Origin of the sequence: Oleisolibacter albus, from assembly GCF_003336875.1 — a bacterium.
Taxonomy (GTDB): domain Bacteria; phylum Pseudomonadota; class Alphaproteobacteria; order Azospirillales; family Azospirillaceae; genus Niveispirillum; species Niveispirillum album.
On the sequence record NZ_QGNJ01000004.1, the window covers coordinates 68,086 to 84,529 of the forward strand.

Sequence of the window (16,444 nt, forward strand, 5' to 3'; positions counted from 1 at the left end):
CACGCCGCTGTACTTCATGCTGCGTTCTTGTCTTTGAGAACGACAACATTGCCATTGATCTTTCCTGACATCGCATTCGCGATGCGACGTGAGATGCGATCCGCCGCTTGCTTTGCCGGGTCTTGCGCGATGTGCGAATAGCGATCCGTCGTTCGTGCGTTCGCATGGCCGAGCAACGCGCCCGTCATCGGCAACGTCTCGCCGTTCGACACTGCTTCGCTGGCGACGGTGTGACGCAGTGTGTGCGGCATGACGTTGGGCAAGCCGGCAAGCTCACGCACACGCTTCCACACCCGCTTCAAGCCCTGGAAATGCGAGGAACCGCTTGTCGCAGGGAACACATAGTCGGTTCCGTCGTGACGCGGCAGCGTGCGCAGCAGTTCAAGCGCGGGCGCACCCAGCGGGCGCACGGATTTGCCCGTCTTGGTGTCAGCAAGCCGCAGGCACGCATGCTCGAAATCCACTTCACCCCACCGCAGTCCGCAGATTTCGTTGCGGCGACACCCGGTGAACGCCAACAGACGGATGATGTCCACGGCCATGCGGTTCGCGCCTTCGGCGGCTGCGGTTTCCAGCGCAGTTCCGATCCTGGACAGTTCATCGGCGGAAAGAAACGTTTCGCGCTTGTTGTCGGTGGGCTTCTTGGCGCTTTCGCACGGGTTCTCGGCAACGATGCGGTGCCGCTTGGCGAAGGTGAACACACCGGACAGGTCGCGCACCACCTTCGCGGCTGCGCCGCGCCCGCCTTTGACGATGACGCGGGCACGCGGGCCGACCTTCTCATCCTTCGCGGTCTTGCCGTTGATGACGGCGCGGATCATGCGCTCAATGTCCGCCGGACCAACCTCCGTCACCTTCTTCGTGCCCAGCGTCGGGATGATGTGGTGCTGAAGCCGGGCCAAGGTGTACTTGCGCGTCAGCGGCTTCAGATGTGACGTGCCTTCGTCGGCGTAGATGTCGATCAACTGCGCGATGGTCAGTTCCTTGCGCTTGGCGGAACGCTCCCCCGCCGGATCGTCGCCCTTCGCGGCGGCTCCCAACAACTCCTTCGCCCGCTTCCGCGCATCCTCCATGCAGAGCGTCGGATAGCGCCCCACCGTCATGAACCGACGCGGCGCGGTGCGCCCGCCACCGTTGGCGCGATAGCGGATGATGAACGTCTTCGTGCCGCTCTTCTCGACGCGAAGACCGAAGCCGGGCAACTCGCTGTCCCACAGATCGTAGCGGGCTTCCTTCGATTCGGCACCGTCAACGACGCGCTTGGTGAGCTTCTGCGAGGGGCTGGACATGGCCGTTCTCCGGTGCCGTGGTGGACACCATTGAATCATGGTGTCCACATGGTGTCCACCAAAATTGGAATGTTGGGGAATCTGCCGCGATAGAGCGGCACAGAAAACGCCGTGAAATCAGTAAGTTATGGACATAGAGAGACAACAGGAAACGCCACGAAACAGCCGACAACAACCTTGCCAAGGTTGGGGTCGAGGGTTCGAATCCCTTCGCCCGCTCCAGTCGGATCAGGCCGGATGCCGCAAAGGCGTCGGCGTGTTGCGCTACCGAAAAGGCCGCCTCCGGGCGGCCTTTTGGTTTTCCGGCCCGGTTCCGGCGGTTTGTGCCGCTGTCCCGCCGCCCACGGACCGGCTGGTTGGCGCGCACCGGAAAACCCGTTGTGTTTCCGCCGGGATTGCCTATCTTTGCGCTCGCGTGGCCCCGTAGCTCATCAGGATAGAGCGCGAGTTTCCTAAACTTGAGGCAGCAGGTTCGAGTCCTGCCGGGGTCACCACCTGTCGCCCGCCGCGATGATGCGGCGGTGCCATATCCCAATATCCAGGCGCGCTGATGCGCCGTTCCCGTCCGGGGCGTCATGGCCTGCCGCATCGCCGGACCCGCGGGCAAGCAGGGCCGTGCCGCGTGCGCGGCCTGGCCGGATCCGGGCCGCCCTGCGACAGAATGGACAGTGCCGCCGATCGGCCCCGCGCAGTTGCGCCAGATCAATCCGCCCATCGAGAGGGATACTTTAGACTTCTTCTAGTTCTAAACTGCGCCGCCGGGACCTCGGGGATGGGGGATGCGGCGCGCCACCGGAAAACCAGAAGAAGAGGTGCCGCCCATGATGAAGGTCCTGCTTGCCGGTACCGCCCTGATCGGTGCCGCCCTTGTCGGCCTGTCCGTCCCGGCCCTGGCCGCGGACACGCTGATGCAGGAGGCCAAGGCCGCCTTCCAGCCCATCACCACCAACGTCGTCATCAAGGACAATCCCACCTCGCCCGCCCGGGTCGAGCTGGGGCGTATGCTGTTCTTCGAGCCGCGCCTGTCCGCCAGCCACATGTTCTCCTGCAACTCCTGCCACAACATCGCCACCGGCGGCGTCGACGGCATGCCCACCTCCATCGGTCATGGCTGGGCCGCTGGGCCGCGCAACGCGCCGACCGTGCTGAACGCCGTCAACAATGTGGCCCAGTTCTGGGATGGCCGCGCCGCCGACCTCAAGGCCCAGGCCAAGGGGCCGATCCAGGCGGCGGTGGAGATGAACAGCACGCCCGACCGGGTGGTGGCGGTGCTGAACAGCATGCCGGCCTACCGCGAGGCCTTCGCCCGCGCCTTCCCCAACGAAAAGGACCCGGTGACCTTCGACAATGTGGCCAAGGCCATCGAGCTGTTCGAAGCCACCCTGGTCACGCCCGACTCCCCCTTCGACCGCTACCTCAAGGGGGATACCAAGGCGCTGACCGACAAGCAGAAGCAGGGACTGGCCCTGTTCATGGAGAAGGGCTGTTCCGGCTGCCATAACGGCATCAATGTGGGCGGCCAGGATTACTTCCCCTTCGGCGTGGTGGAGAAGCCGGGCGCCGAGATCCTGCCCGTGGGCGACAAGGGCCGGTTCCAGGTCACCAACACCGCCGATGACGAATATGTGTTCCGGTCGCCGACGCTGCGCAACGTGGCGCTGACCGCACCGTATTTCCATACGGGCAAGGTGTGGGATCTGCGTCAGGCCGTGGCGGTCATGGGCACCAGCCAGCTGGGCGCCACCCTGACCGAACCGGAGATCGACGCCATCACCGCCTTCCTGGACTCGCTGACCGGCAAGCAGCCGGCGGTGGAGATCCCGATCCTTCCGGCCAGCACGCCGGCCACGCCGCATCCCGTGACCACGCGCTGAGTCCGGCACCGGCCGGGGGCGCCTGCGCCTCCGGCCGGCCCCCACTGCCCCCGCAGGGCAGCGTCGCGGTGCCGGGGACGGAAAAATACCCGCACTGTCAACGAACTGTCATCCAATGTCTGTTTTATGCCGCTCCGTTCGTCCCGTCCGGAGAAAGGCATACCGATGCGTGTTCCGCTGTGGCTGGCGCTGGTGCTGGCGTCGACCGCCTCCGTCGTCGCTGCCGCGACGTCTGCCGCTCCAGCCTCTGCCGCTCCAGCCTCTGCCGCTCCAGCCTCTGCCGCCCCGGCCTCTGCCGCCCCGGCCAAGGCGGGGTGCGATCTGGCGGCCGCCGACGCCCGTGCAGCCGGGCCGGGCTGCGCCCGGGCCTGGATGGATGCCAATCTGCGCCTGAACGACATCGTCACCATGGGCACGCACAACAGCTACAAGCAGCGCCAGTCCGCGGCGGAATTCGCCCTGATCGCCGCCAGGAACCCCCAGGCGGCGCAGTCCATCGATTACGGCCACCGGCCGCTGGCGGAGCAGCTGGACGCCGGCGCCCGCCAGCTGGAGATCGATGTCTATTACGATCCGGCGGGCGGCCGCTTCGCCGCCCCGCTGGGGCCGGCGCTAACGGGCCAGACACTGCCGGCGGACTATGCCGCCACCATGGCCAGGCCGGGTTTCAAGGTCTTCCACATCCCCGACATCGACCCGCACAGCTCCTGTCTGCTGTTCGCGGACTGCCTGCGCCGGATCAAGGCCTGGTCCGATGCCCATCCCGACCATGCTCCCATCCTGATCACCATGAACACCAAGCAGGACGCCTCGCCGGTGCCCGGCGGCACCGGCGCCCTGCCCATGACCGAAGACGCCTTCGATGCGCTGGACCGGGAGATCCGCGCGGTGCTGCCGCCGGCCAAGCTGATCACGCCCGACGATGTGCAGGGGGCCTATCCCAGCCTGCGTGCGGCCGTGCTGGCCAACAACTGGCCGACGCTGGGGGCGTCGCGTGGCAGGATCCTGTTCGCCCTGGATGAGCCGCCGGGCGTTGTCGCGGTCTATCGCGGCAGGCGCCATGCCCTGGAGGGGCGGGTGCTGTTCGTCAACACCGATGAATCCTCCCCCGCCGCCGCCTACCTGACCCTGAACGAGCCGCAGGAACTGGCGGCCCGGATCGCCGCCGCGGTCGATGCCGGGTTCCTGGTCCGCACCCGCGCCGATGCCGACACGGTGGAAGCGCGGACCAACAGCACGGGCCGGCGCGATGCCGCTCTGGCCGGCGGCGCCCAGTATGTCTCCACCGACTATCTCTGGCCCGACATGCGCTTCAGCCCTTACACCGCCCGCCTGCCCGGCGCGGCCAAGGCCCTGTGCAATCCCCGGCGTGCGGCGGCGCGCTGCCAGGGTCTGCCGGTGGAGTGAGCGGCATGCTGCGGTGGCGGAGTGATGTCTGGTGCGTCGGGCTGTCGGCGCTGCTGTTCCTGGTGGCCTTGCCGGGATGCGATGAGCGGCCGGCCAAGCTGCCCGCCGCGGCGGCCGATCCGGTGGCCGTCCGTGTCGCCTTCATGCCGGATGTGCATTTCCACGACATCCACGCCCGGTTCAGCGACGGCGCCTTCCCCGGGCTGCCGCCGCTGACGCCGGGGGGCGAGCCGGCCACCATCCGCACCATGGCGGCGCAGCTCTCCTCCACCCGCCTGTTCAACGAGAACTATTTCGCCCTGCGGGCAGCCCTGGACGACGCTGTGGCCCGCGGGATCCGCATCATCGCCCTGCCCGGCGATTTCAGCGATGACGGACAGCCCATCCATCTGCGCGGGCTGCACCGGCTGCTGGATCTGTATGAGCGGCAGTACGGCGTCCGCTTCTTCCTGACACCGGGCAACCATGATCCGGTGCGGCCGGTGGACCAGCCGTCAGGCAAGCCGGATTTCCTGGGGTCGGACGGGCGGCGCCAGCCGCTCTACAGCCCCGGCACCGCGGCCTGTCCGGCCGATGGCGGGGTGCCGCCGGATGCCGCCGGCGACGATCCGCTGCCGGTGATCTGCACGCCGGAAATCCGCAGTCTGGGCTATGCCGGGATTCTGGCCGAGCTGGGCGGCTTCGGTTTCGAGCCGCGGCCCGACGATCTTCACTGGGAAACCCCTTACAGCGCCAAGGGTCCCTACAGCTATGCCGCGGCCCGGGAAGCGGCCATGCCCGACGCCCGGCAATACGAGATCTGCCGCGAGGGCACCGGCGGCGCCTACCGCAAGCCCGGCTATACCGATTGCCGGATGGTGCCGGACGCCAGCTATCTGGTGGAGCCGGTGGCGGGGCTGTGGCTGCTGGCCATCGACGCCAATGTCTATCGGCCCAGGGACGGGGGAAGCTTCGCCGGGTCCGGGGATGCCGGCTATAACCGGGTGCTGACCCACAAGGCCCAGCTGATCGACTGGGTGCGCGATGTGGCGGCCCGGGCCAGGACCCAGGGCAAGACCCTGGTCACCTTCAGCCATTTCCCCATGGTGGAGTTCCTCAACGGTACCGGCGCACAGGTGCAGGCCCTGTTCGGGCCGAAGGCGCTGCAACAGGAGCGGCTGCCGGCCGACGCCACCAGCCGCGCCCTGGCCGCGGCCGGCGTGCGGGTGCATGTGGGCGGCCACATGCATTACAATGACACCGGGGTGCGGCGCTTCGGGCCGGGGGAATTCCTGGTCAATATCCAGGCGCCGTCGCTGGCCGGCTATGTGCCGGCCTACAAGATCCTGACCTTCTCCCCCGGCGCGGTGGAGGTGGAGACACCGGTGCTGGCGGATGTGCCCGGCTTCGACAGCCTGTTCCCCTATTACCGGCAGGAGCACCGCCATCTCCAGGCCGTACACTCCCCGGAGCTGTGGGACGAGGCCATCCTGTCCAGCCCCGATTACCGCAGCTTCACCCGTGACCATCTGCGCCAGCTGGCCCAGCGCCGTTTCTTCCCCAAGGACTGGCCGGCCGATCTGCGTGCCGCCCTGCTGGATGCCAGCGGGCGCGACCTGTGGCAGCGGGCCGGCGGCGGGGCGCTGGCGGACGCGGCCCTGCTGGATGGCTGGACCGGGCTGGATCTGGCCCTGGATTTCCACCGTCTGGCCAATGCCGGTGATCTGGCCCTGCCCGACGTGCCGGCGGCCCGGCTGGCGGCCTACCGCCGGCTGGAACAGGCCCTGGACCGGACTCCGCCGGCCGATCCGGCCCTGGCCGCGCTGCTGCGGGAGCGGCTGGCCCGTCTGCTGGCCGTGGTCGATGGGTTATCGCAGGGGGCGCCCAGCGATCATTTCCGCATCGACATGACCATCGGCGCGCTGGAGGCCCTGCCGCCGGGCTGAGCCGGCGTTCAGCGCCCGTGCTCGGCCGTCCAGGCCAGGCGGAAGGCGTTGGCGGCGTTGTGGGCGGCCCGCGTCGGTTCCGGCAGGCGGTAGCGGGTGGTGGCGGCCAGCGTATGGGCCAGCGCGGCCTCGGGCGTGACGCGATGGCCGACCGAGACATAGAGCGGCGCCACCTTGTCCTTGCTGCGCAGGACGCTGGCGATGGTCCGCCCCTTCCAGACCAGCGGCACGGAGGCGCCGCGGGCCGGGGGCAGGTCGCCCTCCGGCCGGCCGACCAGGACGCTCTTGGCCACGCCGATGGTGGGGCGGTCCAGCAGCACGCCCAGATGGGTGGCGATGCCCAGGCCGCGGGGATGGCTGATGCCATGTCCGTCCACCAGGATCAGGTCCGGCATCTCCGGCAGCTCGGCGAAGGCCGCCAGCAGGGCCGGCACCTCGCGGAAGCCCAGATACCCCGGCACATAGGGCATGGGGGCGATGCGCATGGCCGTGGCTGTGGCCCGGACCTGGAGCGTGGTGGCGTCCAGCAGCACCACGGCAGCGAAGATGCGGCCGGCGGGATCTCGGGGAAAGGCGCTGACATCGACCCCGGCCAGCAGCCGCACCGGCTGTGGCGGCCCCTCCATCACCATCTGCGCCGCCAACCGGCGCTGCACGGCCGCCGCCGCGGTCAGATCCGGCGGGGACAACACGTCATCGGGAATGGGCGGCAGGGTCAGGGGCATGATCACGCGGGGGAAACGGGCGGGCGCGGGCAGGCTGGCCCGTGCTTGTCGTCCCGTCAATGCGCCGGCCGCTGCCGGGGTTCCGCCGCAGGGGGTGACGCCGGCGCCGGTCAGAGTGCCGTGTCGGTGCCGGTGGCCTTGGCGGCGGCGGCACGGGCGCGGGTCTGCGCCTCGTACTTGTTCATGGCCTGCATCATCAGGTCGGCGATGGCGGCCTTGGGCACGGCCCCCGGTCCGCCGGGGGGCCAGCCTGCCGGTGCGCCCGCGGGCGTGCCGGGCTTGGCCGCCTCCGCTGTCCCGGCCTTGGCCGTATCGGCTCTGGTCGCCTCTGCCGCGGCCGGCGTGCCTGCGGCCTGTGCGCCAGCGTCCTGCTGCGGGGTGCCGGCGCTTGCCGTGGCGGGCTTGGCGGCGGGCGCCAGGGTGGCCGTGGCCAGATCGGTGACGCGGCCGCGATCGGGCATGGCCGTCTGCACGGCGGCCGTGGGCACATAGATCTTGCGCACCGGCCCGGACAGGCCCTGCGCCTCCTGCCGGTACTGGGCCAGGGTCTTGCCCTTGGCCTGCTGCGTCTTCGCCGGTGCGGACAGGGCGGCGATGGCATTGGCGTCGGCGGCATCGCCCGGCGCGGACAGGCTGGCCAGCGCCGCCTGCGGCGGCAGACCGGACGCCGCCATGGCCGCGGCGGAGGCACCGGGCATGTGCTTCAGCTGGTTGCGCCTGTAATCGTCCAGCACGGACCCGGGGACCGGGGCGGCGCCGGCGGCCTGGGGGGCTGTGCCGGCGGGCGCCGCGGCGGCTGCGGCGCGGTCGCCGGGGGCGGCATCGGCAGTCGCGGCATCGGCTGTGGCGGCCGGGGCGGCGTCCGGCCCGCCGTCCTTGGCCTTATCGTCTTTGAACAGCGAGGCGATGTTGTCGACCGTGTCCTTGCCGGTGGCATGCTCCACCGCCATGTCGGCGGCGGTGGCGGCCAGACCGATGGGGCCGAAGAACAGGGTGGCGCCCGCCATGCGGGCCGGTCCTTTGATTTCGTCGCCGGTGACGGCGCGATAGATCTTGTTGACGACGGGGATGTGCTGCAACGGATTGACCACGTCCAGCAGGTCCCAGAAGGACATGCCGTCCTCCTGCTTGGGCTCCTTCTGGGCGACAACCTCCACCTCCGGCAGCATCGGGGCCTGGGGCGGGCTGTGGTTCTGGATGGCGCTGATCGACATGCGTGATCCTCCCGGTCGGGCCGAGAGGAAGCAAGGCGCATGCCAAACAACGCTCGTCGCTGAATCAAAGGCTTGGCGGGTCGCAGGCCGGATCGGTCCGGCCCGTTTCCCCCGGCCTGGTCCCGGGCTGGGCGGAATCTGCCGGGCAACCCCGTCCCTCCGCCGTGCCGGCGGCCGCGGCGCCGGCGGGTCAGAACAGGTGCCCGGCCCGCTCGGCCTTGGTGCGGAGATAGGCCTCGTTGTGGCCGTTGCTGGGGAAGATGTGGGGCACGCGCTCCACCACCTCCACGCCCCAGCGCGCCAGCTGGGCCAGCTTGTCCGGGTTGTTGGTCATCAGCCGCACATGATCGAATCCGAGCTGCTTCAGCATGGTGGCCGCCGGCAGATAGACCCGCTCGTCGGCGTCGAAGCCCAGCACGGTGTTGGCGTCCACCGTGTCCAGCCCGCCATCCTGCAGCCGATAGGCCCGCAGCTTGTTGATCAGGCCGATGCCGCGCCCTTCCTGCGCCAGATAGAGCAGAACCCCGGCCCCGGCGGTGGCGATCTCGGCGATGGCGCCGCGCAGCTGCGGGCCGCAGTCGCAGCGCAAGGACCCCAGCAGGTCGCCGGTGAAACATTCCGAATGCAGCCGCGTCAGCACCGGCTGGCCCGGTGCCGGGTCGCCGATGACGATGGCCAGATGCTCCGGCCCGCCATCGGAGGGGCGGAAGGCGACGATGCGGGTGCGCTCGGCATCGGCCAGCGGCACTGTCGCCTCCACCACGCGGTAGAGCGTGCGGGCGGACTGGTGGCGGTAGGCCAGCACATCGGCGGCCCGCACCTGCATCAGGTCGTTGCGGCGGGCGAAGGCGGCGGCATCCTGCACGCCGGCCACGGTGGCGACCAGGGCGGCCGGCAGCAGCCGCGCCACCTTGGCCAGCAGCACCGCCGCGGCCTCCGCCGCGCTGTCGCCGTCCAGGGCGGTGGCCGCGACCAGGCGGACGCGGTCGGCCAGGGTCGTGTGCGGGGGCAGGACCCGGGTGGGGTCGGCCAGATCGCGGGCCAGCTCCGCCGTCAGCGGGCCGGTCAGCAGGACCGGCTGCTCCACCGGCAGGTCGAAGCCCAGGGCGCGGGCGCGCTGGCCGCTGACCACCAGGGCGGGCGTGGCGCCGGACAGGCTGGCCAGGGCGGCCAGGGCCGGGGCGGTCACCGCCTCCGCCGCCAGCATCAGCAGCACGCGTCCGTCCTCGCCCGCCAGCACCACCGGCTCGCTGCGCCGCAGCTCCGACAGGACCCGGTCCACGGCACGTTGGGCGGCGCGGTCCAGGGGGCGGGCAAGGTCGGCGGGGGCGAATTCCAAGGGCATGCTATCCATCGATCATCCGGTCGGCGGCCGTGCCGTGGCGGAAAAGCCAGACGGTATCGACCGCGAAAGAGAAAAGCAAAAGCGCAAGCGCTGCACCGGCCGCAAGCCCGCTCAGCGGCGGGGCCACCAGCGGGGTCAGGGCCGCGGCCGGCACCGCCACCTGCACCACGCAGACAGCACGGCGGCGGCGGCTGAAGGGCAGGGGCGCCGTCAGCCAGGGCCACAGCCATCCGGCCGCCACGAACAGCGGACGCAGCAGCCCCAGACCCAGAACCCAGATCCCCGCCTCCCCCAGACGCCAGACCAGCAGGGCCAGGACCAGGGTCAGCAGCGTGTCCAGCTCCATGTCGAAGCGGGCGCCATAGGGGCTGCTCTGCCCGTGGCGGCGGGCCAGCCAACCATCGACCCCGTCCAGGGCCAGGGCGATGACCGCGGTCACAGCCAGCCCCCACTGGACCGCCGGCCCCAGGCCGGGAGCCAGCGGCACGGCGCCGGCCAGCAGGCAGGTCAGCCCGCCGCGCAGCAGGGTCACGCGGTTGGCATGGCCCCAGCCACGCCCGGAATCATGGCCGTCCAGGCCGGTGCAGGCCAGAGCCGCCACCAGGGCGAAGGTCAGCAGCGTGGCGGCCGGCACGCTGGGCGGCAGCAGGCGCTCCAGGCTGAGGGTCAGCCCGCCGCCGCCCAGCAGCAGCCCGGCGGCGGCCAGATGCAGGCCGACCTCAACCCGCAGGCGGGCCGGGGACCCCGCGGCGGATCGGTGGCCGGATTGGCGGACAGGGGCGGAGGGCGGCGTCATGATCTCCCAAGGTTGTGCCGATTGCGGCGGGGACAAGCCCCTTTCGGCCTATCGCCAGCGGCGGGGCGGACTGGCACAGTGTCCGCTCCCGATCCTTGCCGCGCTGTCCGCCATGCCCCGCACCGCCCGCGCCTTCTGGATCGTCTCCCCCGGCCGGGGGGAGATCCGCAGCGAGACCCTGCCCGATCCCGGGCCGGATCAGGTGCTGGTGCGCGCCCTGGCCAGCGGCGTCAGCCGCGGCACCGAACGGCTGGTGTTCCAGGGCCGGGTGCCGCCGGCCCTGGCGGCGGCGATGCGCTGTCCCTTCCAGGCCGGGGATTTTCCGGGGCCGGTGAAGTACGGCTATTGCCTGGTCGGCCGGGTGGAGCAGGGGCCGCCCGCCCTTCTGGGCCGCCGGGTCTTCGTGCTGCATCCGCACCAGGACCGGCTGGTGGTGCCGGCCGCGTCCTGCCGCCCGGTGCCCGACGGGGTGCCGGACCGCGCCGCCGTGCTGGCCGCCAATCTGGAAACGGCGCTGAACATCCTGTGGGACGGCGGCGCCACGGCCGGCCAGCGCATCGCCGTGGTCGGCGGCGGCGTGGTGGGCTGTCTCGCTGCCTGGCTGGCCGGGCGGCTGCCGGGGGCGTCGGTGACGCTGGTGGACATCGCGCCGGAGCGTGCGGCGCTGGCGGCGGCGCTGGGTGTGGGCTTCGCGGCCCCGGCGCAGGCGCTGGACCGGCTGGCCCCGTCGGGGCGGGACCCGGCCGGGTGCGATCTGGTGGTCCATGCCAGCGCCAGCGAGGCCGGGCTGGCCACGGCGCTGGCCCTGGCCGGGCCGGAGGCCACGGTGGTGGAGGCGTCCTGGTACGGCGACCGGCCGGTGGCGGCACCGCTGGGCGCCGGCTTCCATCCGCGGCGGCTGCGGCTGCTGTCCAGCCAGGTGGGACAGGTGGCCCCGTCCTTCCGGCCGCGCTGGGATCCGGCGCGCCGGCTGGATCTGGCCCTGTCGCTGCTGGCCGATCCGCTGCCGGCGCTGTTGCCGGCGCTGTTAATTGACGGCGAAAGCCGTTTCGGCGCCCTGCCGGAAACCATGTCGCAACTGGCATCGACACCGGGTCTGTGCCATGTCATCCACTATGATCCTTGAACCGCATCCCGCCCCCGCATGTACGCCCTGACCGTCCGTGACCATCTGATGATCGCCCACAGTTTCGTCGGGGCGGTGTTCGGCCCGGCCCAGCGCCTGCACGGTGCCACCTTCGTGGTGGATGCCGAATTCCGCCGCAGCCGCCTGTCGGCGGACGGGCTGGTGGTGGATATCGGTCAGGCGTCCGCCCTGCTGAAGGACGTGCTGGCGCCGCTGGGCTACCGCAATCTCGACGATCTGCCGGAGTTCCGTGGCCGCAACACCACGACCGAGTTCCTGGCTGGTGAGATCCACCGCCGTCTGGCCGCCGGCATCGCCGCCGGCCGGCTGGGCGACGACGGCGCCGCGCTGCACAGCCTCAAGGTCACGCTGCAGGAAAGCCATGTCGCCTGGGGCAGCTATGAGGCACCGCTGACCGGGGGGGCCGGATGAACCGCAGCATCGGCCGCCCCGTCCATATCCTATCGCCGGGTCCCATCGGGCAGCGCACCGGCGGCTATGTCTTCCTGCGCCGCATCGCCGAAGGCCTGGCCGCACGGGGGGAGAGGGTCGGCATCCATGCCCTGCCCGGGCAGCATCCCTGGCCGGACGAGGCGGCCCGGCTGTCGGCGGACGCCATCGTCGGCCGCATTCCCGACGGCGCCGTGGTGCTGGTGGACGGGCTGGCCCTGCCGGCCGCCGCCAATGCCCTGTGGATGGACCAGTACCGTCTGCGCCTGACGGCACTGGTGCATCATCCGCTGCATCTGGAGACCGGGCTGTCCACAGAGCAGGCGACCCTGCTGCGGCAGATCGAGCAGGCGGCGCTGGGTCCGATGCGCCGGGTGCTGGTGCCGAGCGCCGCCACCGCCGCCGCTGTCGTTGCCCTGGGGGTTCCGCCGGCCCGCATCGCCATGGTGCCGCCCGGCACCGACCGGGCGGACAAGGCGGCCGGCAGTGCCGGCGGCGGCCCCCATCGCGCCGATGGCGTCCCGCAGCTGCTGAGCCTGGGCACGCTGACCCCGCGCAAGGGTCATCATCTGCTGATCGGGGCGCTGGCGGCCCTGACCGATCTGCCCTGGCGGCTGGTGCTGGCCGGCAGTGACAGCCGCGATCCCGCCTGTGCCGCCGCCCTGCGTGCGGCGGTGGCCGGTGCCGGTCTGGCTGGGCGGGTCACCATCACCGGCGAGCTGGACGAGGCCGGGCTGGCGCGGCTGTGGGCCTCCAGCGACCTGTTCGTCTTCCCCAGCCTGCATGAGGGCTATGGCATGGCCGCGGCCGAGGCGCTGGCGCGCGGCCTGCCGGTGGTGACCACCACGGCCGGTGCCCTGGCCGAGGTCGTTCCCCCTGGCGCCGGCGCCCTGGTGCCGCCGGGCGATGCCGGCGCCCTGGCGGCCGCCCTGCGCCCGTTGCTGGCCGATCCGGGGGTCCGCGCCGCCGCCGCCCGGGCCGCGGCGGCGGCGGGGGCCCTGCTGCCGGACTGGGAGGACTGTCTCGACCGGGTGCGGTCGGAGCTGGGGCGGGCCGTGCCCGCCGACCAGCGGATCGAGCGCATCGCATGAGCGGTTTCGCCCTGGACTGGCTGCGCCTGCGCGAGCCGCTGGACGGGCGGTCGCGCGCCACGGCCCTGGTGGCGGACTTCGCAGCGGCCCTGCCGGAGCGGCCGGCCCTGCTCGACCTCGGCGCCGGCACCGGCTCGACCCTGCGCCAGCTGGCTCCGCGGCTGGGACGGGCCGCGCAGGGCTGGACCCTGCTGGACAACGACCCGGCCCTGCTGGCCCAGGCCCCGCGGGAGATCGCGGACTGGGCCGCGTCCCGGGGCTGGCAGGTTTCGGACCCTCAGGTTTTGGGCCAGCCTGGTTCGGACGATGCGGGCATCGCCCTGCGCGGGCCGGATCTGACGCTGGATGTGGAAACGCGGCGTTTCGACCTGACGGGCGACCCGGCCGGGCTGGCGCTTGGCCGTTATGACGGCATCCTGGCCAGCGCCCTGCTGGATCTGGTTTCCGCCGCCTGGGTCGGGCGCTTCGTGGCGGCGCTTGCCGCCGCCGGACGGCCGCCGCTGCTGCTGGGGCTGACGGTGGACGGGCGCGTGGCCTTCACCCCGCCGCTGGACGATGATGCGCTGGTCCTGGCCTGCTTCCACGGCCATATGCGCCGCGACAAGGGCTTCGGTCCGGCGCTGGGGCCGGCGGCGGCCGCAACCCTGGCCGGGGCGCTGGACCAGGCCGGTTACCGCGTCGCCCTGGCGCCGTCCGACTGGTGCCTGGGGGCGGAGGAGACCGCGGTGCAGCGGCTGATGATCGACGGCTATGCCCGCAGCGCCGGCGCGCAGGATCCGGCGGTGGCCGGCCGGATCGGGGCCTGGGCCGGGCGGCGGCAGGCGCTGCTGCAGGCCGGCGGGGCCGCACTGGCGGTGGGCCACACCGATCTTCTGGCGCTGCCCCGGCGCCAGCGCTGCTAGTTTATGGCGGTGGCGGGCGTGCTAAGGTTGTGCGCCCCGCCGATGGATGGACCATGACCGGACCGATGAAGACCACGGGTAAACGCGTTCTGCTGGTGGATGACGATGACGCGCTGCGCCAGTCGCTGGCGGAGCAGCTGAGCCTGCACGAGGAGTTCGAGACGGTGGAGGCGGCCAGCGGGGCCGCCGGGCTGGAGGCGGCGCGGGCCGGCCTGTTCGATGCCATGCTGGTGGATGTGGGCCTGCCCGACATGGACGGGCGCGATCTCTGCCGGCTGCTGCGGCGCGACGGGGTGAAGTGTCCCATCATCATGCTGACGGCGGCGGCCAGCGACGCCGACACCATCCTGGGCCTGGACAGCGGCGCCAATGACTATGTGGCCAAGCCGTTCCGGCTGGGGGTGCTGCTGGCCCGGCTGCGGGCGCAGCTGCGCCAGTTCGAGGCGTCGGACGACGCCGTGTTCGCCATCGGCCCCTACAGTTTCCAGCCCGCCGCCAAGCTGCTGCAGGATGAGGGGCGCGGACGCAAGATCCGGCTGACCGAGAAGGAAACCCAGATCCTGAAATATCTCTACCGCTGCGGCAATGCCGTGGTCGGGCGGGAGACGCTGCTGGGCGAGGTCTGGGGCTACAATGCCGGGGTCACCACCCATACGCTGGAGACCCATGTCTACCGGCTGCGCCAGAAGATCGAGGCCGATCCGGCCAATGCCCGCATCCTGGTGACGGAACCCGGCGGCTACCGGCTGGTGCCCTGATCCGGGGCAGCGGGGTCCGGCGGCATCGCCCCGGCTGCCCGCGCGGGACGGGCACCTTCCGGCATCAGTGCTTCAGGCGCCAGCCCGGCGCTTCGGCGTCGAGGATGCGTTCCAGCTGGGCGACGCGGTCCTCCAGCCGTTCGGCCCGGCTGGTCAGTTCGCCGGCGGCGCCCTCGGACAGGCCGCCCGCCCGCAATTCGCGCCATTTCGTCAGATGCTTCATGACGATGCTGACGATGGGGATCATCAGGGCGACGACGGGAACGATGAAGGGGCTGTTGAACATGGCGCGGGTCCGTCGGCGTGGATCGGTGGGGGAGCGGGACGGGCGTCCGGCTCAGTTGCCTTTGTTGTCGGCCAGGCTGCGGAAGCGGCGGTTCAGCTCGAATTCCGGGCTGGTGACATAGCGTTCGATATCGGCGATTCGGCGTTCGGCCTCGTCGAAGGCGCGGAAGCGCCGGCGCAGGTCCACATCGGCCTCGGCCCGCCGGATCTCCAGCTCCTGCCAGCGGCGCAGGGTCTTGGCGATGATGGCGACGATGGGGATGCAGAGCGCGATGACGGGGACGATGAAGGGGGAGCTGAACACGGGCGGCGTCCCTTACTGGCAGGATGGTGCTGACCGGTTGGCGGGCGCTGGGGCCGGGTGACCCGGTCTCTGTCGGCGGAGACCGGGCATCCCGTCACTTGCGCTCCAGGTCGCGGAACTGGCGGTTGAGATCATACTCGCGGGAGGCGATATAGCCCTCCAGGCGGGCGATCTCGCGGTCCAGGTCGCGGAACTTGGCCTTCAGCGCCGCCGCGGTCTGTTCTGGCCGGGTGGAGACCGAGCGCCAGAACTGTTCCTCTTCGACCGTTTCGAACAGGTGACCGGGGCGTGGCTTCAAGATCCACCACAGGGCGACATAGCCGATGAAGAACACCGGCGTGAAGAAGAACAGGCCCAGCAGCGCGCCCAGCCGGACCATCCAGCTATCCACATTGATGTAGTCGGCGATGCCGGCGCAGACGCCGGCGATCTTGCCTTCCGCCACGTTGCGGTACAGCCGGTGCGGATTGGGGGAGCGGGTCAGCGGGTCCTGGCTGGCCATGGGATCCTCCTGTCTCCACCGCGACCCGCCCTTGCGGAACAGGCCTGGATCGACACCCAGATACTGGCTCCAGCTCTGGCCGGGTTCCTTTCCCAGCCACTCCGACTGCCAGTCGGAAGGCCGGCGCGACCCGCTGTAGCGGTAGCGGTTGCGCCGGCCGGGGAAGGGCGGCGGCCCTTCCGGCGGGACATGGTCGCTCATGACGCCTTGGACCTCCAGTTGGGGGCTTCGGCGTCCAGGATCCGCTCCAGCTGGCGGATGCGGTCTTCCATCTTGCCGGCGCTGTGCCACAGATCCGCGAGCATCTTCTCATCGTCGGCGGACAGCGTCTTGGCGATCCGCCATTTGGTGATGTAGTGGAAGATGATCCAGACCGGCGCCACGAACACCAGAAAGAGCACCGCCGGGACGATTACGGCTTCAGACATGCTTGCCCCCATTTAAGGCTGGC

17 protein-coding genes and 1 tRNA gene are annotated in these 16,444 nt (G+C 71.0%); 9 read left to right on the forward strand and 9 right to left on the reverse strand.

Annotation, left to right across the window (positions count from 1 at the left end; genetic code table 11):
• Positions 1-14: 14 nt before the first annotated feature.
• Positions 15-1,289 carry a site-specific integrase gene (locus DK368_RS06840; protein WP_114393200.1) on the reverse strand — a complete coding sequence of 425 codons (1,275 nt, stop codon included), beginning with the start codon at positions 1,287-1,289 and terminating at the stop codon, positions 15-17.
• Positions 1,290-1,706: 417 nt separating this feature from the next.
• Here DK368_RS06840 and DK368_RS06850 point away from each other — a divergent pair.
• The 4 genes from DK368_RS06850 (at position 1,707) to DK368_RS06865 (ending at position 6,495) form a co-directional block, all read left to right on the forward strand.
• Positions 1,707-1,783: transfer RNA gene (locus tag DK368_RS06850), tRNA-Arg, on the forward strand.
• Positions 1,784-2,113: 330 nt separating this feature from the next.
• The gene (locus DK368_RS06855; protein WP_114393436.1) at positions 2,114-3,163 is read left to right on the forward strand and encodes a cytochrome-c peroxidase; all 1,050 of its coding nucleotides are present in this window, start codon (positions 2,114-2,116) and stop codon (positions 3,161-3,163) included.
• 165 nt (positions 3,164-3,328) lie between these two features.
• The gene (locus DK368_RS06860) at positions 3,329-4,570 is read left to right on the forward strand and encodes a phosphatidylinositol-specific phospholipase C1-like protein (protein WP_205028086.1); all 1,242 of its coding nucleotides are present in this window, start codon (positions 3,329-3,331) and stop codon (positions 4,568-4,570) included.
• A gap of 5 nt (positions 4,571-4,575) precedes the next feature.
• Positions 4,576-6,495, forward strand: coding sequence for a metallophosphoesterase family protein (locus DK368_RS06865; RefSeq protein ID WP_114393202.1), 1,920 nt, complete (start codon positions 4,576-4,578; stop codon positions 6,493-6,495).
• 8 nt (positions 6,496-6,503) lie between these two features.
• Here the strand turns inward: DK368_RS06865 and DK368_RS06870 are convergent, their stop codons facing one another.
• The 4 genes from DK368_RS06870 to DK368_RS06885 all read right to left on the reverse strand — a co-directional run bounded on the left by DK368_RS06870 (position 6,504) and on the right by DK368_RS06885 (position 10,575).
• On the reverse strand, positions 6,504-7,220 hold the full coding sequence (locus tag DK368_RS06870) for an endonuclease V (RefSeq protein WP_114393203.1): 717 nt from the start codon (positions 7,218-7,220) through the stop codon (positions 6,504-6,506).
• A 110-nt stretch (positions 7,221-7,330) separates the two neighbouring features.
• A complete protein-coding gene (locus DK368_RS06875; protein ID WP_114393204.1) occupies positions 7,331-8,434 on the reverse strand; it encodes a hypothetical protein in 1,104 nt (367 codons plus the stop codon).
• 190 nt (positions 8,435-8,624) lie between these two features.
• Positions 8,625-9,779: a GTP cyclohydrolase II gene (gene ribA / locus DK368_RS06880; RefSeq protein WP_114393205.1), complete on the reverse strand. Its 1,155-nt coding sequence runs from the start codon at positions 9,777-9,779 to the stop codon at positions 8,625-8,627.
• A 1-nt stretch (position 9,780) separates the two neighbouring features.
• Entirely contained in the window at positions 9,781-10,575 is a 795-nt protein-coding gene (locus DK368_RS06885) for a CDP-alcohol phosphatidyltransferase family protein (RefSeq protein ID WP_114393206.1), read from the reverse strand.
• Here DK368_RS06885 and DK368_RS06890 point away from each other — a divergent pair.
• Genes DK368_RS06890 through DK368_RS06910 form a run of 5 tightly spaced genes read left to right on the forward strand, consistent with a single transcriptional unit; the run spans position 10,574 to position 14,902 of the window.
• Positions 10,574-11,701 (forward strand): zinc-dependent alcohol dehydrogenase, encoded by a 1,128-nt coding sequence (locus DK368_RS06890; RefSeq protein WP_338045695.1) that lies wholly within the window; start codon positions 10,574-10,576, stop codon positions 11,699-11,701. The genes DK368_RS06885 and DK368_RS06890 overlap by 2 nt on opposite strands.
• An 18-nt stretch (positions 11,702-11,719) precedes the next feature.
• Complete coding sequence (locus tag DK368_RS06895) at positions 11,720-12,133, forward strand: 6-pyruvoyl trahydropterin synthase family protein (protein ID WP_114393207.1); 414 nt, start codon at positions 11,720-11,722, stop codon at positions 12,131-12,133.
• Positions 12,130-13,242: a glycosyltransferase family 4 protein gene (locus tag DK368_RS06900; RefSeq protein ID WP_114393208.1), complete on the forward strand. Its 1,113-nt coding sequence runs from the start codon at positions 12,130-12,132 to the stop codon at positions 13,240-13,242. The genes DK368_RS06895 and DK368_RS06900 overlap by 4 nt, the downstream gene beginning before the upstream one ends.
• Positions 13,239-14,144 carry a class I SAM-dependent methyltransferase gene (locus tag DK368_RS06905; protein WP_114393209.1) on the forward strand — a complete coding sequence of 302 codons (906 nt, stop codon included), beginning with the start codon at positions 13,239-13,241 and terminating at the stop codon, positions 14,142-14,144. The genes DK368_RS06900 and DK368_RS06905 overlap by 4 nt, the downstream gene beginning before the upstream one ends.
• A 53-nt stretch (positions 14,145-14,197) precedes the next feature.
• Positions 14,198-14,902 carry a response regulator transcription factor gene (locus tag DK368_RS06910; RefSeq protein WP_205028088.1) on the forward strand — a complete coding sequence of 235 codons (705 nt, stop codon included), beginning with the start codon at positions 14,198-14,200 and terminating at the stop codon, positions 14,900-14,902.
• Between the two features lie 64 nt (positions 14,903-14,966).
• Here DK368_RS06910 and DK368_RS06915 read toward each other — a convergent pair whose 3' ends face one another.
• From DK368_RS06915 to pspB, 4 genes are all read right to left on the reverse strand, one after another.
• The gene (locus DK368_RS06915) at positions 14,967-15,188 is read right to left on the reverse strand and encodes an envelope stress response membrane protein PspB (RefSeq protein ID WP_114393210.1); all 222 of its coding nucleotides are present in this window, start codon (positions 15,186-15,188) and stop codon (positions 14,967-14,969) included.
• A gap of 51 nt (positions 15,189-15,239) precedes the next feature.
• Entirely contained in the window at positions 15,240-15,491 is a 252-nt protein-coding gene (locus tag DK368_RS06920) for a hypothetical protein (protein WP_114393211.1), read from the reverse strand.
• Positions 15,492-15,585: 94 nt separating this feature from the next.
• Positions 15,586-16,194: an envelope stress response membrane protein PspC gene (gene pspC, locus DK368_RS06925; protein ID WP_114393212.1), complete on the reverse strand. Its 609-nt coding sequence runs from the start codon at positions 16,192-16,194 to the stop codon at positions 15,586-15,588.
• Positions 16,191-16,421, reverse strand: coding sequence for an envelope stress response membrane protein PspB (pspB, locus tag DK368_RS06930; RefSeq protein WP_114393439.1), 231 nt, complete (start codon positions 16,419-16,421; stop codon positions 16,191-16,193). Before pspB ends, pspC begins: the two co-directional genes overlap by 4 nt.
• Positions 16,422-16,444 lie beyond the last annotated feature (23 nt).